Here is a 23,657-nt window from a genome sequence, read left to right as displayed (position 1 = left end):
CCGTCATGCGCACAGCCGGCAGCGCCGCCCTGCTCTGTGTGCTGTGCGCTTGCGCCAGTGCGCCTGTCGCCTTGCGCAGCCAGATCAGCATCGAACACGGGCGCGCGCAATTGCAAGCCGCTGCGCGGCTGCTGCCGGCGCAACAGCACATCCTGCAAGCAGACACGCCAGCGCTGCCGCAGGAAGCGGATGACACGTGGTTGCCGCGCCTGCAGCCTGAACGCCTGCAAAGCCGCCTGAGTTTGCAGGCGGACGGGCAAAGCTTGCGCGCCGTGCTTGATCAAATCAGCCGCGCCAGCGGCCTGCGGTTTCACCTCGCACCCGAAGTCAATCCGCGCCAACCTATGTATCTGCAAGTGCGCGACAGCACAGTCGAACAAATCCTGGCCCCGCTCTTGCAAAGCGCCGGCCTGCAGGGACATGCCGCCAGCGCCAATGAGATGCTGCTGTATCCCGCCAGCGCAGATGCGCTCAAACGCTATGTCCCGCTGTTGCTGCGCAGCTTTAGTGTGAATCACAGCGATGGTGCGGCGCTGGTCAAACATCTGCACACCCTGTTGCCGGGCAGTGCGCCGGTATTTGATGCGCGCAGCAACCTGCTACGCCTGCGCGCCAGCCCGGACACGCTGGAGAGCGCGCAACATATCGTCAATCTGCTGGAGCAAGCGGATGCGGTGATTGAACTCGAATTAGCGCTGTACGAGGTGAGCGCGGCGCACATGTTTGCGCTGGGGCTGCAAGCCTCCAACAGCCTGCAAATTACGCCCGGCGCACCCAACTGGCGCAGCGGCGCGCTGCGCTTGCAAACCCCTGAACTGAGTTTGCAAGCCCTGCAAAGCCTGCAGCACAGCCGCTTATTGCAACGCAGCCAAGTGCGCCTGCAAGCACAGCAAAGCGCACGCATCCACTTTGGCGATCAACTCAGCACCATCAGCGATAGCGCAGCGGGTGTGCATCAAACATTGCACGCTGGCTGGAGCGTGCAAGCGCAGGCGCAATTCATCAGTCACACAGAAAGCCGCCTGCAACTGCAATTTGAATACAGCGCGCCCACTCATGAATTCAGCACCCGCAACGGCAGCACAGTCTGGCGTTTGCAAAGCAATGCAGTACAAAGCGGCTTCACCTTGCCGCATGGGACACAGCAAATTCTGGCCTGGATGGAGCAAACCACCCTCAACAGCAGCGTGCAAGGCGTTGGATTGCCGCTGCTGCGCCGCAATCCGCAACAAGCGCGCCAACTCGTGCTGGTTCTGCATAGCCGTCTGGCAGGCGTTTGATTCCCGCAAGCATAAAAAAACCGCTGCCCTCAGACAGCGGTTTTTTACAGCACCAGCCAATTCCAATCAGCCCAACAAGCTGTCCGCGCTCACATATTGATAACCCAAATCGCGCGCCACGGCTTCGTAAGTCACCTTGCCCTGCGCCACGCATTAGTCCTATCCATACACCTGAGCCTGCTAACACCAGTGCGCCTGTTCTATCAATCCGGGGCCGCATGCAGTACTGACCGAGGGAGCTGGCAGACCGTGGGCGGGGGTTATAATGAGGTCACTGCGCGCTAAGCTGTTTGCGGGCGTTTTCTTGTGAGTTCTCCTTTGTTGAGTTCGTGTATGAAGATCAATTCAATTCGTATTGAAAATTTCCAACTATTCAGTGCAGCCGAATTTGATTTCGATCCTCATGTCAATTTGGTGGTTGGGGCGAATGGCAGCGGCAAGACTTCGCTGCTGCGAGCGCTGGCGGTGGCGCTCGGTGGCTGGGCGCACGCATATATTGACGATGAACGCAATCACCGCCAGATTCTTGACAGTGAAGTGCGGGAATCGCCGCGCGAGGGACGCTATGAAAAAGTCTGGCCAGTGAGGATCGCCGCGACTGGCGAGGCATCCATTATCGACCCGCAAGGTGAAGAAAAAAACGGTTTTGTCAGTTGGACACGCTCCCGCGCCAAAGAAAGCGAACGCACCAAAATCGCGGCCAATATCGTCTATGAAAAATTCCCCAAAAACTACCCCTTGAGTTTCGCCACCTTAGGAAGTGACGCAATCAAGTACATCGACAGCGGCCATGATTTCACTTTTCCACTGTTTGCGTTTTACGAATGTGACCGCATCTGGAAAGCGCAAGAGTCAATCTCGCCAGAGACAAGCGCAACCCTGCGCTATTCGCGTTTTGATGCCTACCGCGATTGTTTTCATACCGGCGCCAATCACCGCGCCTTGGGCGAATGGTTGGTGAAGCATGAATTGGCGTCTCTGCAAAAAAAGCACGACACCCCCGTTTTGCAGTCGATACGGAATGCCGCCCGCGCCGCCTTGGAAGGTTGTACGGGCCTGCGTTTCGATTTTGAAGACAGCCGGGTGATGGTGGAATATGGCGCCGCTCCCAGCGTACCCTTTGAACATTTGAGCGATGGCCAGCGCACCATGCTTGGCTTATTTTGCGATCTGGCGCGCCGCGCAGCCATTCTCAACCCGCATTTGGCAGGCGATGCCTGCGCCCAGACCCCGGGCGTGGTTTTGATTGATGAACTGGATTTGCATTTGCATCCACGCTGGCAGCGCGCAATCATTGCTTCGCTGCGCAAGATATTCCCGCGCATGCAATTTATTTGCACCACCCATTCACCATTTTTGATTCAGTCTTTGCATGGCGGGAAATTGATCCCGCTGGGTAAGCTTGAGGAAACGGACGCTGTCGGCACAGAATACGAAAAGCTCAGTATCGAAGATATCGTGGAATTGATTCAAGGTGTGGAAATGCCCCAACGCAGCCAGCGCTGGATGGCGATGACCAAAGCGGCAGAGCAGTATTACACCTTGTTGCGTGCAGCAAGGCCAAGCGATGCTGAAACCTTGGCTGCGCTCAAGCAAAAATTGGATGCATTAATAGAACCGTTTTCTGACGACCCTGCTTATCAGGCATTTTTGCGCATGGAACGCTTGGCTGCGCTGGGTGAGGCTGGATTATGAGGCCGGTGGACAAGGGGCCGGCGCCGCAGCAATTCACAAATTACCAGGATGCCTGCGCCCCATTGGAGCAGCGGCTTGGCCGTTACTGCAGTTTTTGCGAACGTCTGCTTGAAACCCACTTGGCAGTCGAGCATGTGATGCCCAAATCCCGCCACAAAGATTTGGCGCTGGAATGGGACAATTTTTTGCTCGCCTGCGTCAACTGCAACTCCAGCAAAGGCAGCAAGCCTGTCCTGCGGCCGCCGCACGCCAAGCATACCCACCTTTGGCCGGATGAGCACAATACTTTATTGGCTTTTAAATACATTGGGGGATGGGTGGAGGTTGGTTTGGCGCGTGATCACCCGGCATTTTCACTGGCGGAAGAGACAGTTCAACTTTTGGGCTTGGACAAATACGAAGGAAATCCTGATCCCAATCGTCAGCCAACGGAGGCAGACCGGCGCTGGAGCACCCGTGAAATCGTGCGCAGTGTTGCTGAGCGCTCGCGGCAAAATTTGCGCAATGCAGATTCCCCTTTCATGCGCGATCAAATTATCCAAACTGCGCTTGCCAGAGGTGGTTTTTCAATTTGGTTTGCCACATTTGCCGACGACGCTGACATGCAGCAACGTTTGCTTGACGCCTTTCCATCAAGCGCAAAAAATTGTTTTGATGGCGTAAAACTGATTCCACGCGATCCGCTGTTGTTGTGAAAAGCGCGCAAAACGGGCGCAAAAAAAACCGCTGCCCTCAGACAGCGGTTTTTTACAGCACAAGCCAATTCCAATCAGCCCAACAAGCTGTCCGCGCTCACATATTGATAACCCAAATCGCGCGCCACGGCTTCGTATGTCACCTTGCCTTGCGCCACATTCAAGCCGTTTTTCAAATGCGGATTCGCCGCCAGCGCATCGCGCCAGCCGTAGTCGGCCAGCGCCACAGCATGGCCGATAGTCGCGTTATTCAGCGCGAAAGTGGAGGTGCGCGCCACCGCGCCCGGCATATTCGCCACGCAATAATGAATCACATCATCCACCACAAACACCGGATCAGCGTGAGTGGTGGCGCGTGAGGTTTCAAAGCAACCGCCCTGGTCGATCGCCACGTCCACCACCACCGCGCCTTTTTTCATGCGCGAAATCATGCTGCGCGTGACCAGCTTCGGCGCCGCCGCACCCGGCAGCAATACGCCGCCGATCACCAGATCCGCCGACAATACCGACTCTTCCACCGAAAGCGCAGTCGAATACAAGGTGGTGATGCGGTTGCCGTACACCAGATCGAGTTGACGCAGACGATCAACATTTTTATCCAGCACCGTCACGCGCGCGCCCAGGCCGACCGCCATTTGCAAGGCATTTGTACCGACCACGCCCGCGCCCAGAATCACCACATGTCCCGGGGCCACGCCCGGCACCCCGCCCAGCAGCAAACCCATGCCGCCGCGCGATTTTTCCAGCCAGGTCGCGCCGGCTTGAATCGACATGCGGCCCGCCACTTCCGACATCGGCGCCAGCAGCGGCAGACCGCCATTGGCGCCGGTAATGGTTTCATAAGCGATGCAAATCGCGCCCGATTTCACCAGCGCAGCGGTTTGCTCCGGGTCCGGGGCCAGATGCAAATAGGTGTACAAAATCTGGTTTTCGCGCAACATCGCGCATTCCACTGCTTGCGGCTCTTTGACTTTGACAATCATATCCGCCTTGGCGAACACTTCATACGCATGCTCCGCCAGACTGGCGCCAGCGGCCAGATATTGCGCATCGTCCAAACCAATCGCCGCGCCGGCTCCGGCTTGCACCAGCACCTGATGCCCGCGCGCTGTCAATTCGCGCACACTGGCCGGGGTCAAGCCGACCCGATATTCATGATTCTTGATTTCCTTAGGCAAACCTACCAGCATCATCTTCTCCTGAACAGACATGACCACAGGCAGCGCCAGCCAGCGCGCACCCAAACCGGACTATTCTAGCCATCTGCCGCTCACGCGTCGCGCCCTCTTATGGTGCATCGCAGCAGCCAAAACACCGTTTTGCACAATTTTTGAGCAAAACCGGCATAAACATTTGGCAAGTGTGGACAAACAGCCGGTATAGCAGCGGCTGGCCGGCTGTAAATCAAGGCAAAATTCGATGCGACAAGCAGCTGCTTGCTGTTGCCGCAAAGCCAGAAAAAGGAAGGGAATATGGCGGCGCAGTCATGGCGTCCACCCGGCATCAATCTGAAAACATCAGCCGCAAAATTTCATTCGTCGCGCAGGAATTGACCTTACCGTCTATTTGAATACGCCAAACTTTTCTGCCTGCACAAGCAGACATCGCCGGCAGTACGCAAGGCTGCTGTTTTGACTTTGGCCTGGCTGGCCTTGTATTGCTGTTTATACTGCAACACGCCATTCACCGCCGCCCGGGGATGCCCGTACTTTTCATGAATGGCGGGAAGTGCGGGCGCAAACGCTTACCAAGCATCCAATATGGCTTTGTTCTGCTCGACAATCGCCAACAGGCGGGCGTGCTTGTTCGCGCCGTTGGCTGCGGCTTGGGCAATGGCTTTCCATCTCGCTATTTCAAACGCTTCGGCTTGCTCTGCTGCAGCCAAACGGGCTTGCTCCGCTTTGTCGGCTGCTGCGCGCATGGCGCAAAAAACGAAGGGCTGAACTGCTGTGTGGCTGGCGCGCGGCGACAAGGCGCGCCTATTATGTCCTTGCCGCCATGAGATAAAACCCGCGCCGCAGCGCCATTGCGCCTCCCGGATCAGGGCCAGCCATGCGACAATAAGCTGGCCGGAACTTTGCGCCCGCGCCCGTCTCCAAGTTGCCAGGGTAATCTTGTGGCAGAGCATGTTGAACGCCTGCCATAGGAAAGCAGTCACGCTTTGGATGTTGCGCTGCAAAGAACAAAATCTTGGCAATGCTGACAACAATCTGTGGTTTCACCCTTATACTTTTCCTTTTTCCCATTCCAGACAAAGAATAACCATGAATACCAAGATTCGACGCGCATCCAGCGCCGCCTTCACCCTGATTGAAATCATGGTGGTGATCGCCATCATTGGCATCCTGGCCGGTCTGGTGGTGCCCAAACTGCAAAACAATGCGGTGGAGGCGCGCCGCACCAGCGCCAAGACTGAAATCGCCACCATCATGCAGCAGTTAAAGATGTACAAGCTCAATAACAGCCGCTATCCCACCACTGAGCAGGGTTTGCAAGCGCTGATCACCAAACCCACCACCGGCCCGATCCCGAATAACTATAAAGAAGGCGGCTATCTGGAACGTCTTCCGAAAGATCCCTGGGGCAATCCGTATCAATATCTGGCGCCCGGCACCAAGGGCGAAGTCGATGTGTTTTCCTATGGCGGCGATGGCCAGCCGGGCGGCACGGGCGCGGATGCCGACATCGGCAACTGGGATCTGTAATTTCTCCGCCCCCTCAGCACACCGCCACCATGTCCCGCCTGCGCCAACAAGCTGCTTTCACACTGCTCGAACTGATGGTCGTGATGGCCATCATCGGGCTGATGCTGGGCGTGGTCTCGTTTAACGCCATGCCCAGCGATCGCCAGCTCTTGCAGCGCGACGCTGAGCGCATTGCGCTGTTATTGCAAACCGCGCGCGATGAGGCGATTGTGCGCAACCGGCAAATCATGTTTGAAGCGAATGGCCAGCAATATTATTTCCGCATGCGCGAAAATGGGCAGTGGGTGGCGATTCCCAAAGACGATATGTTGAAAGACCGCGAATTCGAGCGCCCCGGCATCCGCCTGAGTATGCAGCCGGCCCCGGCGGATGGCGGCAGCCGGATTATTTTTGGCCGCGAACCGGTGGACAAACCTTTTGTGCTGACGCTGGCTTCCGGCGAAGTCTCGGCCAGCATCCGCGCCGATGGCATTGGCCATTTCACGGTGGAATGATGCGCCGCCCCTTACCCTCTCCTGCCAAGCGCGCCGGCTTCACCCTGTTGGAAGTGATGGTGGCCTTGTTTATTGTCGGCGTGGCCTTGGCCGGCGCCTTGCGCGCCACTGCCTCGCTGGCGCAAACCAGCTCGAATTTGCGCTCAAATCTGCTGGCCACCTGGGCTGCAGAAAACCGCCTGGTGCAAATCCGCTTAGCGCATGAATACCCGCCGGTGGGCAAGCGCAGCATGGATTGCCCGCAGGCTGAACTCAAACTGGTGTGTGAGGAACAGGTGGAACTCACGCCCAACCCCAATTTCCGCAAAGTGCAAGTGCACGTTTATGAAGGCGCGGACATGAAGCAAAAAATCACCACCCTGGTGCAATTGGTGGCGGCAAATGGTTAACCACACTTTGCGCCGCGCCGCTGGCTTTACCCTGCTCGAAGTGCTGGTCGCCGTCACCGTTCTGGGCATTATCGCGGTGCTGGGCTGGCGCGCGCTGGACGGCATCACGCGCGCGCGCGAAACCCTGACTCGCGAGCTGGATATCACACGCGGTCTGCAACTCAGTTTCGCCCAGCTGCAAAGCGATTGCGAACATGCGGCGGTGAATTACGATCTGGGCGGGCGCGCTGTGCTGGCGATTGAGCCGCAACGCCTGACTATGGTGCGCAATGTGCAATACGATAATCAGGCCACCGCGCTGCAAGTGGTGGCCTACCGGGTCAAGGATGGCGTGCTGTACCGGCGTGAATCGAATATCACGCGCGATTTGCGCGAGCTGGAAATGATGTGGCGCGCCACCATCGGCGACACCGATCCGGCGCAACCGGTCAGGCTGCAGCAGGGCGTGAGCGGGATGGTGATGCAAACCTGGTATCAGGATGGCGGCTGGCGCGTGACCAGCGGCGAAATCTCGATCAATCCCGGCGCGCCGGTCGGCGGCGTTGGCCCGGTGGCGCCGGTGAATGTGCCAAGCGGCTTGCAAGTCGCGCTGCAGGTGCAGGGCATGGAAGGCAGCATGATCAAGAATTTTATGCTGGGGGCGGTATGAGCGCGCGCCAGGCTGTGTCACAACGGCGCGCACGGCGCGGGGTGGCGGTTTTGACCGCGCTGCTGCTGGTGGCGCTGGCCACCACCATTGTCTCCAGCCTGTTCTGGCAACAACAGGTGCAGATCCGCTCGATTGAAAACCAGCGTCTGCGCCTGCAAACCAAGTGGATCATGCTGGGCGCGCTGGATTGGACGCAGCTGATTTTGCGTGAGGATTTGAAAGCCTCGCCCACCATCGACCACTATGGCGAAGTCTGGGCCACCACGCTGCAGGAAACCCGCATCAATAATTTCAACGAGCGCGATAAAAACAGCAAACACGACGATGAGCCGGAAGCAGTGTTGCAAGGCCGCGTGACCGATGCCCAGGCGCGCTACAACCTGGCGAATCTGGCCACTGACGGCAAACTCAGTAAAGACGAATTGCAAGTCTTTTTGCGCCTGCTGGAAAATCTGCAAATCAACCCCTCTTTAGCGCGCGCCACTGCGCAAGCCGTGGCGCAAAGCCAACGCCAGCCGCAACAGGCGGGCGACCCCGGCAAGGGGCAGGATGCGGGCAAGGGCGGCGACCCCGGCAAAGGCGCAGAGCCGGGCAAGGGCGCCGAGCCGGGCAAAGGGCCGGATCCAGGCAAGGGGGTGGACGATGGCAAAGGCCCGAAAGCAGGCGATTTGCAGGCCGTGGAGCGGGGCGAAAAGGAGCCGGTAAGCTTTAATTACGTTGAGGATTTGCTGTCAATTCCGGGTTATACACCGGAAATTTTGGCCAAATTGCGCGAACATGTGATATTTTTGCCTCGCATAGGCAATAGCATCACCCCCATCAATGTCAATACCGCTACGCCGGAAGTGTTGGCGGCGCGCATACCGGGTTTGGGTTTGTCGTTGGCCAAAGCGCTGGCGGCAGATGTGAAGCGCGGCGTGTATTTCAAGGATATTCCAGACTTCCGTGCGCGGCGTCAGGATATTCAAATACCGGACACACCGGGATTGGCCACGGCCAGTAATTTTTTCATTGTTTATGGCAAGGTCAGCGTGGAACAGCGCGCCACTCTGGAAAGCCTGACCTTGATTGAACGCGGGCAACACTTGCCGAATGGCGCCAGAATCATCTGGTTTCGGGAACTCTGAATAAGAACATGACTACACTGTATATCCGCCATCCCGCCCGGGCCAATGCTGAACACAGCGCCTGCGCCTTTGCGCTGGTGCATGAGAATGGCGCGGTGCAGCGCGAGGGCAGCGAAAAACTGGCCAATCTGGGCGGCTTGATGCAGTCGGCCAAGCGCGTCGTTTTGCTGTTAGCCGCCGCCGATGTCAGCCTGCTGCGCTGCAAATTGCCGGCCCTGCCGGCGGCCAAGCTCAAGCTGGCGCTGCCGAATCTGGTTGAAGAACAATTGCTTGGCTCCTTGTCAGAACAAATCGTGCTGGCGCAAAGCGGGCCGGCGGATGCTGACGGCATGCATCTGGTGGCGGTGGTGAATAAAACCTGGCTGACGCAAGTGCAACAACAATTGCGCGCGCTCGGCGCACAGCGCATCAGCGCTTTTCCGGCGCAACTGTGCGCCGGCTTGAGCGCTGACGCCGCGCTGGTGGAAAGCAGCGGCGCCAACAGCGCTGAGCTGACCCTGGTTCCGGCTGGCGCGCCAGCCTTTGGTTTTGGCGTGCTGGCGGATTCGCCTGCGCGCCTGCTGGAAGAAGTGCAACACAGTCTGCGCCAGCTCTTGCCGCAACAGGCGCGCGTGGTGTTGCCGTCCGGTTTATTGCAAGACTGGCAGGGCGCGCTCAGTGACGCCGGCTGGCAGGTGCAGGGCGATGATTGGAAGCGCTGGATCGATGGCGCGCGCGCCTGCAAACTCGATTTAATGGCCGGCGTGGCCGGCGGCGGCGGGGCCGGGGTGCAATGGGCGCAATGGCGTTGGCCGCTGACCTTGCTGGGCGTGGTGGCGCTGGTGCACATCGCCGGCTTGAATGTCGAATATCTGCGCGCCAAGCGCGAAGCGCAGCAATTGCGCCAAAGCATCAACCAAACCTTCCGCAGCGCTTTCCCGAACGAACCGATTCAAGACCCGGTGTTGCAGGTGCGCAAGAAAATCGACGCCGGCAAAGCCGCCGCCGGGATCGCCGCGCCGGACGATTTCACCACCATGTCCGCCGCTTTCGGCGAAGCGCTGAGCGCAGTCGCCGCCTCGCGCAAGGTGGCCGGCATCGCCAGCATCGAATACAAGGAACGCAGTCTGCACATCAAATTCAAAGACGATGGCGAAGCGCCGGAAGCGGATATGAAAGCCGCGCTGGCGGCGCGTCATTTGAATTTGACGGCGAACGGGCGCAGCTGGCAAGTGCAGTTGCAAAAATGAGGATAAGGGCATGAATGCATTGAAACAGGCGTTTGACAATTTCTGGTCGGTGCGCACCGAACAAGAGCAAAAGCTGCTGAAAGGATTAGGCGCCTTCGCTGCCTTCGCCCTGCTGTATCTGGTGGCGATTGATCCGGCCCTGAGCAACCGCCCGAAGCTGGAAAAAGAATTGCCGCAGCTCAAAATGCAGGCGGCGCAGATTCAGGCTCTGGTGCAGGAAGCGCAGGCGCTCAAGCAGCGCGCCGCCGCCGGCAGCGCGCCGCTGAGCAAGGAAATGATTGAAGCCTCGCTGACGCAAGCCGGTTTGTCGGCTAAAACCGTGGGCATGCTGGGCGAGCAGGTCAAACTGCAATTAAATGAAGCGCAATTCGGCAATGTGGTGGCGTGGCTGGACGGTTTGCAAAAATCGGCGCATGTCAGCGTGATTGATGCAAATATCGTGGCGCAGGGCGCTCCCGGTATGGTGGTCGCCACGCTCAGTCTGTATCAGCCGAAATGATGCGCGGCAAGCAAAGCCTGCTGTGGGCCGCTGCGGCGGCGCTGACAGTGGGGGTGACGGTGCTGGCGTTTTTGCCGGCCTCCTGGCTCGGCTTGTTGCTGGAAAAACAGAGTGGCGGCAAGCTGGCTTTAGGCGATCCGCAAGGCAGTTTGTGGCGCGGCAGCGCGTATATCGGCGCCGCGCCGGGCAAGAATGATCCGCTGACGCCGCTGTTGCCGGGGCGCTTTTCCTGGCGTTTGTCGCCTTCGATTTTGTGGGGCAGCATCGAGATGCAGCTGGAAAACCCGGAGTGCATGGGCCAGCCGCTGCAGATGACGGGCGGGATTGACGCCTGGCGCCTGGGGCCGGGACATTTGCTGCTGCCGGCGGACGGTTTGAGCGCGCTGGGCGCGCCATTGAATACCGTCGGCCTGTCGGGCCGCATGGAATTACGTTGGCAGGAATTGCGTTTTGCGCGCCAGGGCGCGCAACTCGACCTGCATGGTGAGATACAAATGACATTGAACGAGGTCGCTTCGCGCATGTCATTCGTCAAACCCCTGGGCGATTACAATTTGCGCTTCAACTGGCAGGGCCAGCAGGCGCAAATGGAATTGCGCACCTTGAAAGGGCCGTTGTTGCTGTCCGGCCAGGGCGCGATACAGCAGGCGCGTTTGCAGTTTTCCGGCAAGGCGCAGGCAGAGGATGGGAAAGAAGAGAAGCTGGCAAACCTGTTGCGCTTGCTTGGCCAAATCCGCAGAGAAGGCGGCAAAGATTACATCGCTTTAGAGTATAGATAATGAAAAACAGAGCCAAAAACCGTATCCTGCAATCTTCGCGCCCGGCATGGCGCGCCACCGCCGCTGCGGCGCTGCTGTGCGCCGCGCTTGCCAGTTCCGGCGTGGCACACGCTGAAACCGCCGATTTGAATGTGAATCTGGTCGGGGCCGAACTGGAAACCGTGATCAAAACCGTGGGCCAGCTCACCAACACCACCTTTATCATCGATCCGCGCGTCAAAGGCACGATGAATCTGGTCACCGAAAAGCCGGTCAGCAAAAGCCAGCTGTTCCAGATGCTGGCTTCGCACCTGCGCATGCAGGGCATGACGGTGGTGCAGGGCGATGGTTTCGCCAAGGTTTTGCCGGAAGGCGACGCCAAGTTGCAAAACTCGCCCACCATCACGCCTTCGCACAATGTGCCCAAGGGCGATCAGATCGTGACCCAGATTTTCCGCCTGAATTACGAATCGTCGATGAATCTGGTGACGATTTTGCGGCCCCTGATTTCGCCGAATAACACCATCAACGCCAACCCGGGCAATAACACCCTGGTGATCACCGACTACGCCGACAATCTGAGCCGCTTGGGCAAGATCATCGCCGCGCTGGATGCGCCGGCCACGGTGGATGTGGACATCATCCCGGTCAAGCACGCGGTGGCGGCGGATATCGCCACCATGGTCAACCGCATGATGGAGCCGGCAGGCGCCGGCGCCGATTCGGGCCGGGTCAGCCTGGTGGCCGATCCGCGCACCAATTCCCTGCTCTTGCGCGCCCCCTCCACGGCGCGCGCGAACATGGCCAAAACCCTGATCGGCAAGTTGGATCAGCCGACCAAGAATCCGAACAATGTGCATGTGGTGTATCTGAAAAATGCGGATGCCACCAAGCTGGCGCAAACCCTGCGCGGCATCATCAGCGGCGATACCTCCGCTGCCGCCAGCAGCAATTCCAGCAGCAGCGGTCTGTCGCCGAATCAGCCGAATACCGGCCAGGTGGGCGGCTCCACGCCGCCGCCGCCGCCATCTTCCAATAGCGGCAGCGCCAATGCCGGTTTAAGCAGCGGCGGCCCGGCTGGCTTCATCCAGGCCGACCCGAGCACGAATACCCTGATCATCACCGCCAGCGAAGCGCAATATAAATCGCTGCGCGCGGTGATCGACCAGCTCGACCAGCGCCGCGCCCAGGTGTATATCGAATCGCTGATTGTCGAAGTGACATCCGACCGCGCCGCCGAATTCGGCATTCAGTGGGCCGCGCTGTCCGGCAATTCCAAGAGCGACTACCGGGTGCTTGGGGCGGCGAACAGCATGAGTTCCAGCACGCCATTAACCACCTTGCTGGCCGGCAAGAATGCGGTCACAGGTTCCGGCTTGGCGCTGGGCATCGTCAAACAAGATGCGGCCAGCGGCAAGTTGACCCTGGGCGCGCTGGCGCGTGCCATGGAAAGCGAAGACGGCGTGAATATCCTCTCCACGCCAAATGTCATCACGCTCGACAATGAGGAAGCCAAGGTGATCGTCGGCCAGAATGTGCCCTTCATCACCGGCCAGTACACCAATAACGGCCAAAGCAGCGGCTCAACCGTCAACCCCTTCCAGACCATCGACCGCAAAGACGTGGGCTTGAATCTGAAGGTCAAACCGCAAATCACCGAAGGCGGCACGGTACGCATGGCGATTTATCAGGAATCGTCTTCGCTGGCGGACAATACCCAGGCCGGCGTAATCACCAAAAAACGCTCGATTGAAACCAATGTGCTGGCCGATGACGGTCAAATCGTGGTGCTGGGCGGCCTGATCGAAGACTCCAACACAGAAAACATGGAGAAAGTGCCGGGCCTGGGCGATATTCCGGTGCTGGGCAATCTGTTCAAGTATCAAAAACGCAAGCGCAATAAGACCAATCTGCTGGTATTCCTGCGCCCCATCATCCTGAAGACGCAAGACCAGAACAATGCGCTGGCGTATGACCGCTACGACTACATCCGCGCGCGCCAGCACGATGCGCAACCGCAAAACCGCGCCCTGCCCAATTTTGGCGCACCGCAGTTGCAGGAATTAAAAGATGGCGTGCCGCAAGGCGCCAACCTGGCCAAGCCGGTGCCGCCGGCCCCGTCGCGCCTGGATAAGGAGTAAGCCGCAATGCTGGATGCCCGCCTGCTTCCCTTCGCCTTTGCGCGCGACCATGGCATTTTGGCGCGCGCACAAGATGGCGAACATGTCACCGAAGTCTGGCATGCGCCGGATACGCCACGCCATGCGCTGGCCGAAGTGGCGCGCCGCCATGGCCGTCTGAAACTGCACGCGGTCAGCCGCGAAGAGTTGGATGCGGCGATTGCGCGCGCGTATGCCGCGTCCGGCGGCGACGCCTCGCAAGTGGCGGATGAATTCGACGCTGAGCTGGATTTAACCAAACTCATGCAAGACGTGCCGGCGATTGAAGATTTGCTGGAATCGGCGGATGACGCGCCGGTGATCCGCATGATCAACGCCCTGCTCACCCAATCGCTGCGCGATGGCGCCTCCGATATCCATATCGAGCCGTTTGAGCAAACCTCGGTGGTGCGCTTTCGCGTGGATGGCGCGCTGCGCGATGTGATCCGTCCCAAGAAAGCGATTCATGCTTCGCTGATTTCGCGTATCAAGATCATGGCCGCGCTCGACATTGCGGAAAAACGCTTGCCGCAAGATGGCCGCATCACCCTGCGCGTGGGCGGCAAACCGGTCGATGTGCGCGTTTCCACCCTGCCGACCGGGCATGGCGAGCGCGCGGTGCTGCGTTTGCTGGACAAAGAAGCCAAGCGCCTCGACCTGGCCCATCTGGGCATGAGCGAAGCGATGATGCAGCGCTTTGACCACGCCATCAATCAGCCGCACGGCATCGTGCTGGTGACAGGCCCGACCGGCTCCGGTAAAACCACCACGCTGTATGCCGCACTGTCGCGCCTGAATTCAAGCACCACCAATATTCTGACGGTGGAAGACCCGATTGAATACGATCTGGCCGGCATCGGGCAAACCCAGGTCAACGCCAAAATCGACATGACTTTCGCCAAAGCCTTGCGCTCGATTTTGCGGCAAGACCCGGACGTGATCATGATCGGTGAAATCCGCGATCTGGAAACCGCGCAAATTGCGGTGCAAGCCTCGCTCACCGGCCACTTGGTGCTGGCGACTTTGCACACCAACGATTCGGTGGCGGCGGTCACGCGTTTGCTGGATATGGGCATCGAACCCTTCCTGCTCTCCTCCTCATTGCTGGGGGTGTTGGCGCAACGTCTGGTGCGTCAGCTGTGCACCCATTGCCGGCGTCAGGACAGCCATGGCGAATGGCATGCGGTCGGCTGCGAGCATTGCAACCACACCGGCTACACTGGCCGCGTCGGCGTGTATGAATTATTAAGCGCCAGCGACGAAGTGCGGAATATGATTCACAACCGCGCGCCGGAATCTGAAATCCGTGTGCAAGCGCAGCGCGAAGGCATGCTCACCATGCGTGAAGACGGCCAGCGCTGGCTGGAATCCGGCATCACCACTGAAGCCGAATTGCTGCGCGTAACCAAGGACTGATCATGCCGGCCTTCCGATATGAAGCCGTGGAAGCCAACGGCAAAACCAAGAAAGGCGTGTTGAACGCTGACAGCGCACGCGCGGCGCGCGCCGAGCTGCGCAATCTTGGTCTGGTCTTGCTGACGGTCGAGCAAATTGCGGCGCAAGTCGATGACAGCGGGCAGGCGGTGCGGCGCAGCAGTTTTGGCGAAAAACTCTCACGCACCGAGCTGGCCATGTTCACCCGCCAGCTGGCCAGCCTGCTGGAAGCCGGCCTGCCGCTGGAACAGGCTTTAAGCGCGCTGCTGGAGCAAGCCGAACGCGCCTATGTGCGCGAGCTGATCGGCTCGATCCGGGGCGAGGTGGTGGGCGGCTCGCCGCTCTCCAACGCGCTGTCACGCCACCCGCGCGACTTTGAAGACATTTACCGCGCCCTGGTCGGCTCCGGCGAGCAGATCGGCCAATTGGCCGGGGTGCTGTCGCGTCTGGCTGACTATATCGAGCGGCGCAATGCCCTGGTGGATAAAGTCCGGCTGGCCTTTATGTATCCGGCCATCGTCACCGTCGCCGCCCTCGGCATTGTGATTGTGCTGTTGACTTATGTGGTGCCGCAGATTGTGCAGGTGTTCGCCAACAGCAAGCAAAAGCTGCCGCTGCTGACGCAAATCATGATGGCCTTGTCTGATTTTGTGCGCAATTACGGCATTTATGTCGGTCTGGCGCTGGTGGCGGCCTTCATCGCCTGGCGGCTGGCGCTGCGCGATCCGGCGATTAAATTGCGCTGGCACACCTGGCTCTTGAACGCGCCCTTGATTGGCCGTTTTGAACGCAGCATGAACACCGCGCGCTTCGCCAGCACGCTGGCGATCACCACCGGTTCCGGGGTGCCGATTTTGCGCGCCTTGCAAACCAGCCGCGATACGCTCTCGAATGTGGCGATGCGCGATCTGGTGGACGAAGCCACCAACAGCGTGCGCGAAGGCGTGAGTCTGGCGCGTTCGCTGTCGGCGCAAAAACATTTCCCGCCGATGCTGATCCACATGATCCGCGCCGGCGAAATCACCGGCGAGCTGGCGCAGATGTTGCAACGCGCCGCCAGCGCGCAGGAACAGGATCTGGAGCGGCGCACGCTGACCATTGCCGGCATGCTGGAGCCGGCCCTGATCCTGGGCATGGGCATTGTGGTGCTGCTGATTGTGTTGGCGGTGCTGATGCCCATCATTGAAATCAATCAATTGGTGCGCTGAAACAGCGCACCGGAAAAAAGGAAAGACATGAATAAGCGCCTTCCCTTGCTGGCCAGTTTTGTGCTGTTTCTGGCCTTATGCGCATCGGCCGCTTACTGGGGCATGCAACTGTTCAAGCCCAAGCAGCGCGACGCCGCGCCGGCCCCGGCCCCCAGCGTGCAGGCGGAGCAGCCGATTGATGCGGCGATGACGCTGTTTGGCGGCAAAGCGGTGCATGCCCAGGCCGCCAGCAATTACCAGCTCAAAGGCGTGGTCGCCGCCAGCAATCCGCAGCGCGGCTATGCTCTGTTGTCGGCGGATGGCGGCATCCCGCAAGCGGTGGCTGCCGGCAAACCGCTGCTGAGCGCCGACGGCAAGCCGCTCGAGCATGTGGTTTTGCAGGAAGTGCATGCGCAATATGTGATGTTGAATGAAGGCGGGGTCAGCAAACGGCTGGATCTGCCGGCGCAGGCCGGGGCCGTGCAAGCCATGAGCGGCAACAGCGCGCCTCCGCCCCCACCGCCTCCTCCACCGCCGCAAGCGCATAACGGCCAGCCCTTGCAAGGCATGCACGGCGCCACCGGCCTGAACATGCCGACCATGAAAATCGGCGAACCGCAAATCATGGTCAACAGCGGGATTGGCGGGCCGAATGTGGAAGCACAGCAAAGCATCCCGAAACCAGCCCAGCCGTCTGAGCCGAATGGGCCGGTGGTGAGTAAATAAGCCGGCAGCGCCAACACCAAAACGCGGGTTTGCAGCCCGCGTTTTTTATTCTCCGCGCAGCCTCACGCCAGCCACTGCAACCCGACCACAAAAGCGCCGCGCAAGGCGTTGCAGAGCATGACTTGTTCTGCGCGGCGCAGCTCGGCCAGGCTAATGCTGCGTTCCTGCGCGCCGAGTTCTTGCAGCAGTTGCGCGCGCATCACGCCGGGCAGCAGGCCGTCGGCGAGGGGCGGGGTCAGCCAGACGCCGTCCAGCAGCACAAACAGATTGCTGCGCCCGCCTTCGGTGACATGTCCGGCCGCATTGCAAAATAATTGATCAAATGCGCCTTGCGCCTCGGCGGCGCGCCAGGCGGCGTCGTATTCTGCGCGTTCGCTGCTTTTGTGGCGCAACAGCCAATGCGGCGTGCTGCAGCGCGCGTCGCTGACCAAGAGCTTGGGCGCACTGCTCATGGGCGGCAGCACGGCGTGTTCCAGCTGCACGCCATTCGCCCCCAGACTGAGCTTCAAACGGCGCCACGCCGCATCCGGGAAGCTGGCGCAGCATTCCGCCAGTGCGGCGCGCAAGGCCGGCAAATCACACGCCAGGCCCAGGCTGTGCGCAGACGCCTGCAGGCGCGCCAGATGCGCTTCCAGTAGCGGAATGCCGTCGCGCCCTGCGCGCATGGTTTCAAAAATGCTGAATTCAGGTGGCAGGGCTTGCAAAAAGCGCGCTTTCAAGGCCACTTCCTCATATTCATCCGCAGCCTGACTGTCATATACGATGCCGGAACCAACGCCCAACACGCCGGCGCGCAAACCCTGCTGATCCGGCGCTTGCAGATGCAGGGTGCGGATCGGCACTGAAAGGCAGAAATCGCCAATCTTGTGCGCGTCTGCATGCGGAGCAAACCAGCCCAGCGCGCCGGTGTACCAGCCGCGCGGGCCGGTTTCCAGGGCGCGAATGATTTCCATGGTGCGCCGTTTTGGCGCGCCGGTGATCGAGCCGCAGGGAAACAGGGCTTGCAAGAGTTGGCGCAAATCGACCTCGGGCCGCAATTCGGCTTCGATATTCGAGGTCATTTGCAACACACCGCCAAAACGCGCCACCTCGAACAGGGCCGGCACACATACGCTGCCGGTGCGCGCCACCGCGCCCAGATCATTGCGCAGCAAATCGACGATCATCAGATTTTCCGCGCGGTTTTTCGGGTCTGCCGCCAAGGCGGCGGCGCGCGCCTGATTCTGCTGCGCATCGTCGCTGGCGGGCGCGGTGCCCTTCATCGGTTGCGCCAGCAAGCGCTGGCCCTGTTTGCGTAAAAACAATTCCGGCGAGAGTGAAAGCAGCGCCTGGCCATCCGGCAACGCCAGCAAGGCGCCATACGGGGCCGGCTGACGCGCGCGCAAACGCGCATACAGGCGGCGCACATCGCCATATGCCTGGCAGGCAAGGCGGCAGGTGAAATTGATTTGATAGCTATGGCCCTGTTCCAGCCAGTCATGAATCTGCGCCAGCTTGGCGGCATATTCTTCATAACCTGGCTGCAGATGGGAATCGAGGATGCCTGCCGGGGCTGCCGGGGCCTGCGCCAGCCAGGTTTGCAATTGGGCCGCATCCAACAGCTGCATATCGTCGAAAATCAAGATTTGCGCTGCGGCGCAGGATGTCTGCGGCCAGGGCGGGATATTTTGCAACGCCGCGCCTGATTCATAGCTGGCCAAGAGCACGGCATGACGGCCCTGGCGCAGATGGCTTTGCATGGCGTCAAGCACGCCGCCCAGCGCGGCGGCGTCCGGGCAGATCAGCTGCGTGTGCAGCTTGTCATATACACGCGCCTGCCCGGTGCGGGCGTCATCAAGCAGGGCGAAACAGGGCGAAGCAGACAAAGCGATTCCAGCCTAAAAACATGGCGCCGGCCAAGGGTGGATAAGAAGATGCCGAATAGTAACATGATCGCCGCCCGGCTTTGCGCCAGCGCTGGACGCTGCTTTCTTGCCTGCCGGCTTGGCGGCAGCCGCCCCGCAGCAGCGCGCCGTCATTCCTGCGCGCTTTGGGCGGGGCCACTGCGACGGTATGCCGGGTGCGGCGGCCAGCAACACGCATGCCGCACACAGCAAGTCAACCCAGGCTGTCAGCCCAGATATTATTGGCCCAGTTCATCGCATATTGCCCTTCCAGCAAGTTCGGCTCTGTGGACAAGCCGCCGGAACCGGGCACGGTGAGCATGGTTTTCTTGGCGGCGTCGTATTGATGCACTGAGGCGACATGAATCACATTCTGCGCATCGACAAAGCTGTAACAGGTATTGGTCAGCAGCGGTTGCGGATTGGGTGCGCGCTCCGCCAGCAAATCGAGCACGGCGGCGGCGCAGACTTTGGCGTGCTGATTCGCCATATGCGCTGATTTCGGCATCAGGGGCGCGATTTGAATCGCATCGCCCAGCACATGCACCCCAGCCGCCACTTTCGATTCATACGTCAGAAAATCGACTTCACACCAGCGCCCGTTCATATTCGCCAGACCGGCTTTGCGCAGCAAACTGCCAGCTGCTTGCGGCGGCACCACGTTCAGCACATCGGCCTTATGCTTGTCGCCAAATTCCGATTGCACTTGCAATTGCGTCGCATCGACTTCGGTCAAGTTGAACTTGGGCTGATATTCCACCATGCCGGCGTATTGGGTGGCCCAGACTTTTTTGAACAAGCCGGCTTTTGAGGTGACATCCGGGTTGGCGTCCAAAATCAACACCTTGGATTTCGGTTTGTGCTGTTTGAAATAATGCGCCACCTGACAGGCCCGTTCATACGGCCCCGGCGGGCAGCGGTAAGGCGCCAGCGGCACCGTCAGCACATACACGCCGCCATCGCGCATGGCTTGCAGTTGCGCGCGCAGCTGCAGGGTTTGCGGCCCGGCTTTCCAGGCGTGCAAGATGTGCGCATGTTGCAGTCCATCGCTCAAGCCCTGGATGCTGTCATACAGCAAATCAATGCCGGGCGCGACGATTAAGCGCTGATACGGCAATTGTCTGCCATCTTCCAATTGCACCTGACGCTTGGCCGGATCAAACCCGGCTACGCGCGCCGCGATCAACTCCACCCCGAGCGCCTGCAAATTGCGATAATCCCGGCGCAACTCGTCCAGCTGCATCTCGCCGCCCAGCACGCGATTGGATAAGGGACAGGAAATAAACTGCGGATTGGGTTCGATCAGGCTGACATGCACGCCCGCGCCGCCCCAGTGTTTCAAATAGCGCGCGGCAGTCGCTCCGGCATAACCGCCGCCAACCACCACCACACGCGGGGCCGGCGCGCCCAGGCCGAAACCGGCGCAACCGGAAAGCAGGGCCGCGCCGCCCAGCGCTTGTAAAAGTTGACGCCGTTTCATGGTTGTGCTCCCGCTGGCAGGCTGGCGTACCACTGCGCCAGCAAGATGATTTGTTCTTCTTGCAAACCCTTGGCGATTTGCGGCATCACCGTGCCGCTGCGCTGGCCGCCTTTATATTCACGCAGGGCGCGCTCCAAATCGCTGCGCGGCTGCCCCGCCAGACGCGGCAACAGCTGGCCCTGGGTGCGCCCTTCTGTGCCATGACAATTCGCACACGCCGCCGCCAGACGGCTGCCCGGCGTGAAATACGCGCCCGATTGCGCTGCCGCCGGCAGCTGTGTCAGCGCCAGCCAGGCGCAGATGGGGACAAACCATTTTGACATACTCGCTCCTGATGACAGCCCTGCGGCGGGCCGGGGGAAATTCGGCAAAACCTGCTTTGCATTCTATGTCAGCGGCGCACTCAGACTGTTGTTTATGCGTCAAGCCTGTCAAGACTGGCAGGCGCACAATCCGCGCAAGCCGGCTGCGCTGTGCTATCGTCAAGCCCGCCGCCTGATCTCAAGCCTGAGCTGACAACCACCATGAAACCTGATCCCCGCTTTGGCGCGCTGCAAGCCGCGCCGGAAAACTTTCTTGCTCCCGCGCTTTGCCAGGACATCACGCGCGAGGGCCTCAACCCGGAACGCCGCCGTTTGATGCAACGCAGTCTGGCCGCCGCCATGGCGCTCGGGGCCACGCAGGCGGCGGCGCAAGATGATCCGGCCATCATGCAATTGCCGCCGCACAGCACCAGCCTGGGCCAGCCGGTGGCGGCGCGTCCATATGGCCAGCCATCCAAATATGAGGCGAATTTGCAGCGGCGCGAATCGCCCGGTTTAACCCGCGTCAGCGCCGCCTCGGTTTCTTTCACGCCGCTGCAAGGCTTGTTTGGCATCATCACCCCGAGCGGTTTGCATTTTGAGCGCCACCATCAAGGCTGGCACGACATCGACCCGCGCCAGCACCGCCTGATGCTGCATGGTTTGCTGCGCGAAGCAAAAGTGTTCACGATGGATGATTTGCTGCGCATGCCGGCGGTGTCGCGCATCCATTTCATTGAATGCGGGGCCAACAGCGCCACCGAGTGGGGCAATGTGGCCGTGCCGACGGTGCAATACACACACGGCATGCTGTCTTGCTGCGAATTCACCGGCGTGCCCTTGTCTGCCTTGCTGCGCGCCTGCGGCCTGGACGAAAAACGCGCGCGCTATGTGCTGGCGGAAGGCGCGGACGGCTCCAGCATGACGCGCACCATCGATATCGAGCGCGCCATGGATGATGTGCTGGTGGCCTGGGGCATGAATGGCGAAATGCTGCGCCCGGAACACGGCTATCCCTTGCGTCTGGTCGTGCCCGGGGTACAGGGGGTGTCCTGGGTCAAATGGCTGCGCCGCATCAAGGTCGGCGACCAGCCTTTCGGCGCCAAAGATGAAACCCTGCATTATGTGGATTTGATGCCGGACGGCACGCACCGCCAATACACCTCGGTGCAAGAATGCAAATCCGTGATCACCTCGCCTTCCGGCGGCCAGCGCTTGCTGGCGCAGGGCTGGCACTGCATCACCGGCCTGGCCTGGTCGGGGCGCGGCAAAATCAAGCGCGTCGATATCTCAACTGACGGCGGGCGCAATTGGCAAACTGCGCAGCTGCAAGGGCCGCTGCTGGATAAATGTCTGACCCGCTTTAATCTGCCCTGGGAATGGCGCGGCCAGGCGGCGATTTTGCAAGCGCGCGCCATCGACTCCAGCGGCTATGTGCAACCGCAGATCGCCCAATTGCGCGCGGTGCGCGGGACGCGTTCGATTTATCACAATAACGCCATTCAATCCTGGGCGGTGGCGCCAAATGGGGAGGTCAGCAATGTTCAAGTTAATGGCTGAAACGCGCGCCGCCGTGCTCGCGCTGGCAGGCATATTGAGCTGGCCGGCCTTGGCTGCAGGCCAGGCCGATGCGCCCTGGCGCGAATTGGGGCGGCCTGCGCGCGCGGCGGAAATCGCGGCCTGGGATATTGATGTGCGGCCCGATTTTCAAGGCTTGCCGCGCGGGCGCGGAACCGTGGCGCAGGGGCAGGATATCTGGGACGCCAAATGCGCATCCTGCCATGGCGTGTTTGGCGAATCGAATCAAGTTTTCCCGCCCATCGTCGGCGGCACAAGCAAGCAGGATATCGAGCGTGGCCGGGTGGCCGCGCTGGCCTCGAATAAAGAGCCGCAGCGCACCACGCTGATGAAGCTGTCCAGCTTATCCACGCTGTGGGACTACACCAGGCGCGCGATGCCATGGACTGCGCCGAAAAGCCTGAGCGTGGACGAGGTGTACGCGGTGACGGCGTATATCTTGCATCTGGGCGATATCCTGCCGGCCAACGCCAGTCTGGATCAGGACAGCATCCGCCAGGTGCAATTGCCAAACCGCAATGGCATGAGCCGCGCACACGGCTTGTGGCGCACCGATGGCAAGCCGGATGTGAAAAACACGGCATGCATGCGCGACTGCGCGCGCGAGGTCAAGATCAGCTCACGTCTGCCGGAATACGCCGCCAACAGCCATGGCGATCTGGCGCAACAGCACAGGCTGATCGGCACGCGCCCGCAGCCCGCCGCCAGCAGCGCCAGCGCGGCAGCGGCCAAAGCCGCTATACTGGACACGCCGGCGCTGCTGCAAAAACACAATTGCAACGCTTGCCACAGCCTGGATCAAAAATTGGTCGGGCCGGCCTGGCGCGCGATTGGCGCCAAGTGGAAAAATCAGCCGCAAGCCGCGCAGGCGATTGCAGACAAGATCCGCAGCGGCGGCCAGGGCAATTGGGGCGAGATTCCAATGCCGCCGCAAAGCACGCTGAGCGAGGCGGAATTGGGACAGATCGCTGACTGGTTACTGAATGGAGCGAAATAATGGAACTGCAAGAAGCCATGCCGGGGCCAAACAGCGCCAAGCCCAAACAAGCCAAGCAACGCAGCGTGGTGCTGATGTTCATGCTGTTCGGCGCCTGCGCGACGGCGTTTATTTTCCAAATGATGTCGGGTCTGGTGACGCACACCATCAAACTCGGCGAGCAGCAGATCATGCAATTGGCGCGTCAACATGCGGCGGCGCTATGCGATGGCCAGACGCGCAAATGCAATATCAGCGTACGCCAGGCGCCGCAAGCCGCTGGCGGTCAGGATCAGCTGTGGGTCTTGCAAATCACCTCCCATCCGCCGGGCGACGCCGGGATGCAATTGCATTTTGATGTGTATGGCAGGCTGAGCGGGAAATTTGATGCAAACGGCAAGCCGATATGAGC

General features: G+C 60.2%; 24 protein-coding genes. 19 read left to right on the top strand and 5 right to left on the bottom strand.

What is annotated here, in order from left to right:
* Nucleotides 1–5: 5 nt before the first annotated feature.
* The 3 genes from V8J88_RS23035 to V8J88_RS23025 all read left to right on the top strand — a co-directional run bounded on the left by V8J88_RS23035 (nucleotide 6) and on the right by V8J88_RS23025 (nucleotide 3,670).
* The gene (locus V8J88_RS23035; protein ID WP_338846613.1) at nucleotides 6–1,280 is read left to right on the top strand and encodes a hypothetical protein; all 1,275 of its coding nucleotides are present in this window, start codon (nucleotides 6–8) and stop codon (nucleotides 1,278–1,280) included.
* Nucleotides 1,281–1,613: 333 nt separating this feature from the next.
* Nucleotides 1,614–2,975: an AAA family ATPase gene (locus tag V8J88_RS23030; protein ID WP_338846612.1), complete on the top strand. Its 1,362-nt coding sequence runs from the start codon at nucleotides 1,614–1,616 to the stop codon at nucleotides 2,973–2,975.
* Complete coding sequence (locus V8J88_RS23025) at nucleotides 2,972–3,670, top strand: HNH endonuclease (RefSeq protein WP_338846611.1); 699 nt, start codon at nucleotides 2,972–2,974, stop codon at nucleotides 3,668–3,670. The genes V8J88_RS23030 and V8J88_RS23025 overlap by 4 nt, the downstream gene beginning before the upstream one ends.
* Nucleotides 3,671–3,744: 74 nt before the next feature.
* Here V8J88_RS23025 and ald read toward each other — a convergent pair whose 3' ends face one another.
* Nucleotides 3,745–4,860 carry an alanine dehydrogenase gene (gene ald / locus V8J88_RS23020; protein WP_338849959.1) on the bottom strand — a complete coding sequence of 372 codons (1,116 nt, stop codon included), beginning with the start codon at nucleotides 4,858–4,860 and terminating at the stop codon, nucleotides 3,745–3,747.
* Nucleotides 4,861–5,000: 140 nt separating this feature from the next.
* Here ald and V8J88_RS23015 point away from each other — a divergent pair, with 140 nt between their 5' ends.
* On the top strand, nucleotides 5,001–5,240 hold the full coding sequence (locus V8J88_RS23015) for a hypothetical protein (protein WP_338846610.1): 240 nt from the start codon (nucleotides 5,001–5,003) through the stop codon (nucleotides 5,238–5,240).
* Nucleotides 5,241–5,414: 174 nt separating this feature from the next.
* Here the strand turns inward: V8J88_RS23015 and V8J88_RS23010 are convergent, their stop codons facing one another.
* Entirely contained in the window at nucleotides 5,415–5,849 is a 435-nt protein-coding gene (locus V8J88_RS23010) for a hypothetical protein (protein WP_338846609.1), read from the bottom strand.
* Nucleotides 5,850–5,934: 85 nt separating this feature from the next.
* Here V8J88_RS23010 and gspG point away from each other — a divergent pair, with 85 nt between their 5' ends.
* Genes gspG through V8J88_RS22950 form a run of 12 tightly spaced genes read left to right on the top strand, consistent with a single transcriptional unit; the run spans nucleotide 5,935 to nucleotide 17,026 of the window.
* On the top strand, nucleotides 5,935–6,375 hold the full coding sequence (gene gspG, locus V8J88_RS23005; RefSeq protein ID WP_338846608.1) for a type II secretion system major pseudopilin GspG: 441 nt from the start codon (nucleotides 5,935–5,937) through the stop codon (nucleotides 6,373–6,375).
* Nucleotides 6,376–6,404: 29 nt separating this feature from the next.
* Nucleotides 6,405–6,869, top strand: coding sequence for a GspH/FimT family pseudopilin (locus V8J88_RS23000; protein ID WP_338846606.1), 465 nt, complete (start codon nucleotides 6,405–6,407; stop codon nucleotides 6,867–6,869).
* Nucleotides 6,866–7,258 carry a type II secretion system minor pseudopilin GspI gene (gene gspI, locus V8J88_RS22995; protein WP_338846605.1) on the top strand — a complete coding sequence of 131 codons (393 nt, stop codon included), beginning with the start codon at nucleotides 6,866–6,868 and terminating at the stop codon, nucleotides 7,256–7,258. Before V8J88_RS23000 ends, gspI begins: the two co-directional genes overlap by 4 nt.
* Nucleotides 7,251–7,907 carry a prepilin-type N-terminal cleavage/methylation domain-containing protein gene (locus V8J88_RS22990; protein WP_338846604.1) on the top strand — a complete coding sequence of 219 codons (657 nt, stop codon included), beginning with the start codon at nucleotides 7,251–7,253 and terminating at the stop codon, nucleotides 7,905–7,907. Before gspI ends, V8J88_RS22990 begins: the two co-directional genes overlap by 8 nt.
* Nucleotides 7,904–9,034, top strand: a complete 1,131-nt coding sequence (gspK, locus tag V8J88_RS22985) for a type II secretion system minor pseudopilin GspK (protein WP_338846603.1) — start codon at nucleotides 7,904–7,906, stop codon at nucleotides 9,032–9,034. Before V8J88_RS22990 ends, gspK begins: the two co-directional genes overlap by 4 nt.
* 8 nt (nucleotides 9,035–9,042) lie before the next feature.
* The gene (gene gspL / locus V8J88_RS22980) at nucleotides 9,043–10,263 is read left to right on the top strand and encodes a type II secretion system protein GspL (protein ID WP_338846601.1); all 1,221 of its coding nucleotides are present in this window, start codon (nucleotides 9,043–9,045) and stop codon (nucleotides 10,261–10,263) included.
* A gap of 10 nt (nucleotides 10,264–10,273) precedes the next feature.
* The gene (gene gspM / locus V8J88_RS22975; RefSeq protein ID WP_338846599.1) at nucleotides 10,274–10,762 is read left to right on the top strand and encodes a type II secretion system protein GspM; all 489 of its coding nucleotides are present in this window, start codon (nucleotides 10,274–10,276) and stop codon (nucleotides 10,760–10,762) included.
* A complete protein-coding gene (gene gspN / locus V8J88_RS22970) occupies nucleotides 10,759–11,541 on the top strand; it encodes a type II secretion system protein N (protein WP_338846597.1) in 783 nt (260 codons plus the stop codon). The genes gspM and gspN overlap by 4 nt, the downstream gene beginning before the upstream one ends.
* Nucleotides 11,541–13,661, top strand: coding sequence for a type II secretion system secretin GspD (gspD, locus tag V8J88_RS22965; RefSeq protein ID WP_338846596.1), 2,121 nt, complete (start codon nucleotides 11,541–11,543; stop codon nucleotides 13,659–13,661). Before gspN ends, gspD begins: the two co-directional genes overlap by 1 nt.
* A 6-nt stretch (nucleotides 13,662–13,667) precedes the next feature.
* Entirely contained in the window at nucleotides 13,668–15,095 is a 1,428-nt protein-coding gene (gspE, locus tag V8J88_RS22960; protein ID WP_338846595.1) for a type II secretion system ATPase GspE, read from the top strand.
* 2 nt (nucleotides 15,096–15,097) lie between these two features.
* Nucleotides 15,098–16,321, top strand: a complete 1,224-nt coding sequence (gspF, locus tag V8J88_RS22955) for a type II secretion system inner membrane protein GspF (protein WP_338846593.1) — start codon at nucleotides 15,098–15,100, stop codon at nucleotides 16,319–16,321.
* Nucleotides 16,322–16,348: 27 nt separating this feature from the next.
* A complete protein-coding gene (locus V8J88_RS22950) occupies nucleotides 16,349–17,026 on the top strand; it encodes a hypothetical protein (RefSeq protein WP_338846592.1) in 678 nt (225 codons plus the stop codon).
* Between the two features lie 62 nt (nucleotides 17,027–17,088).
* On the opposite strand, the gene V8J88_RS22945 is transcribed toward V8J88_RS22950, so the two are convergent.
* From V8J88_RS22945 to V8J88_RS22935, 3 genes are all read right to left on the bottom strand, one after another.
* Nucleotides 17,089–18,891 carry a chorismate-binding protein gene (locus tag V8J88_RS22945; RefSeq protein WP_338846591.1) on the bottom strand — a complete coding sequence of 601 codons (1,803 nt, stop codon included), beginning with the start codon at nucleotides 18,889–18,891 and terminating at the stop codon, nucleotides 17,089–17,091.
* 232 nt (nucleotides 18,892–19,123) lie between these two features.
* The gene (locus V8J88_RS22940; RefSeq protein ID WP_338846590.1) at nucleotides 19,124–20,389 is read right to left on the bottom strand and encodes an NAD(P)/FAD-dependent oxidoreductase; all 1,266 of its coding nucleotides are present in this window, start codon (nucleotides 20,387–20,389) and stop codon (nucleotides 19,124–19,126) included.
* Entirely contained in the window at nucleotides 20,386–20,712 is a 327-nt protein-coding gene (locus V8J88_RS22935; protein WP_338846589.1) for a c-type cytochrome, read from the bottom strand. Before V8J88_RS22935 ends, V8J88_RS22940 begins: the two co-directional genes overlap by 4 nt.
* A 201-nt stretch (nucleotides 20,713–20,913) precedes the next feature.
* On the opposite strand from V8J88_RS22935, the gene soxC reads away from it, so the two are divergent.
* The 3 genes from soxC to V8J88_RS22920 are packed head-to-tail and all read left to right on the top strand — an operon-like array spanning nucleotide 20,914 to nucleotide 23,655.
* Complete coding sequence (gene soxC, locus V8J88_RS22930) at nucleotides 20,914–22,251, top strand: sulfite dehydrogenase (RefSeq protein ID WP_338846588.1); 1,338 nt, start codon at nucleotides 20,914–20,916, stop codon at nucleotides 22,249–22,251.
* Entirely contained in the window at nucleotides 22,232–23,266 is a 1,035-nt protein-coding gene (locus V8J88_RS22925) for a c-type cytochrome (protein WP_338846587.1), read from the top strand. The genes soxC and V8J88_RS22925 overlap by 20 nt, the downstream gene beginning before the upstream one ends.
* A complete protein-coding gene (locus tag V8J88_RS22920) occupies nucleotides 23,266–23,655 on the top strand; it encodes a hypothetical protein (RefSeq protein ID WP_338846586.1) in 390 nt (129 codons plus the stop codon). The genes V8J88_RS22925 and V8J88_RS22920 overlap by 1 nt, the downstream gene beginning before the upstream one ends.
* Nucleotides 23,656–23,657: the final 2 nt, after the last annotated feature.

Origin of the sequence: Massilia sp. W12 (assembly GCF_037300705.1) — a bacterium.
Taxonomy (GTDB): domain Bacteria; phylum Pseudomonadota; class Gammaproteobacteria; order Burkholderiales; family Burkholderiaceae_D; genus JACPVY01.
This window is presented reverse-complemented; position numbering and strand designations above follow the sequence as displayed.

Bases quoted from the DNA above. Each gene is read 5' to 3' on its own strand.
- V8J88_RS23035 (WP_338846613.1), top strand. From the start codon at position 6: ATGCGCACAGCCGGCAGCGCCGCCCTGCTCTGTGTGCTGTGCGCTTGC.
- V8J88_RS23030 (WP_338846612.1), top strand. From the start codon at position 1,614: ATGAAGATCAATTCAATTCGTATTGAAAATTTCCAACTATTCAGTGCA.
- V8J88_RS23025 (WP_338846611.1), top strand. From the start codon at position 2,972: ATGAGGCCGGTGGACAAGGGGCCGGCGCCGCAGCAATTCACAAATTAC.
- ald (WP_338849959.1), bottom strand. From the start codon at position 4,860: ATGCTGGTAGGTTTGCCTAAGGAAATCAAGAATCATGAATATCGGGTC.
- gspG (WP_338846608.1), top strand. From the start codon at position 5,935: ATGAATACCAAGATTCGACGCGCATCCAGCGCCGCCTTCACCCTGATT.
- V8J88_RS23000 (WP_338846606.1), top strand. From the start codon at position 6,405: ATGTCCCGCCTGCGCCAACAAGCTGCTTTCACACTGCTCGAACTGATG.
- gspI (WP_338846605.1), top strand. From the start codon at position 6,866: ATGATGCGCCGCCCCTTACCCTCTCCTGCCAAGCGCGCCGGCTTCACC.
- V8J88_RS22990 (WP_338846604.1), top strand. From the start codon at position 7,251: ATGGTTAACCACACTTTGCGCCGCGCCGCTGGCTTTACCCTGCTCGAA.
- gspK (WP_338846603.1), top strand. From the start codon at position 7,904: ATGAGCGCGCGCCAGGCTGTGTCACAACGGCGCGCACGGCGCGGGGTG.
- gspL (WP_338846601.1), top strand. From the start codon at position 9,043: ATGACTACACTGTATATCCGCCATCCCGCCCGGGCCAATGCTGAACAC.
- gspM (WP_338846599.1), top strand. From the start codon at position 10,274: ATGAATGCATTGAAACAGGCGTTTGACAATTTCTGGTCGGTGCGCACC.
- gspN (WP_338846597.1), top strand. From the start codon at position 10,759: ATGATGCGCGGCAAGCAAAGCCTGCTGTGGGCCGCTGCGGCGGCGCTG.
- gspD (WP_338846596.1), top strand. From the start codon at position 11,541: ATGAAAAACAGAGCCAAAAACCGTATCCTGCAATCTTCGCGCCCGGCA.
- gspE (WP_338846595.1), top strand. From the start codon at position 13,668: ATGCTGGATGCCCGCCTGCTTCCCTTCGCCTTTGCGCGCGACCATGGC.
- gspF (WP_338846593.1), top strand. From the start codon at position 15,098: ATGCCGGCCTTCCGATATGAAGCCGTGGAAGCCAACGGCAAAACCAAG.
- V8J88_RS22950 (WP_338846592.1), top strand. From the start codon at position 16,349: ATGAATAAGCGCCTTCCCTTGCTGGCCAGTTTTGTGCTGTTTCTGGCC.
- V8J88_RS22940 (WP_338846590.1), bottom strand. From the start codon at position 20,389: ATGAAACGGCGTCAACTTTTACAAGCGCTGGGCGGCGCGGCCCTGCTT.
- V8J88_RS22935 (WP_338846589.1), bottom strand. From the start codon at position 20,712: ATGTCAAAATGGTTTGTCCCCATCTGCGCCTGGCTGGCGCTGACACAG.
- soxC (WP_338846588.1), top strand. From the start codon at position 20,914: ATGAAACCTGATCCCCGCTTTGGCGCGCTGCAAGCCGCGCCGGAAAAC.
- V8J88_RS22925 (WP_338846587.1), top strand. From the start codon at position 22,232: ATGTTCAAGTTAATGGCTGAAACGCGCGCCGCCGTGCTCGCGCTGGCA.
- V8J88_RS22920 (WP_338846586.1), top strand. From the start codon at position 23,266: ATGGAACTGCAAGAAGCCATGCCGGGGCCAAACAGCGCCAAGCCCAAA.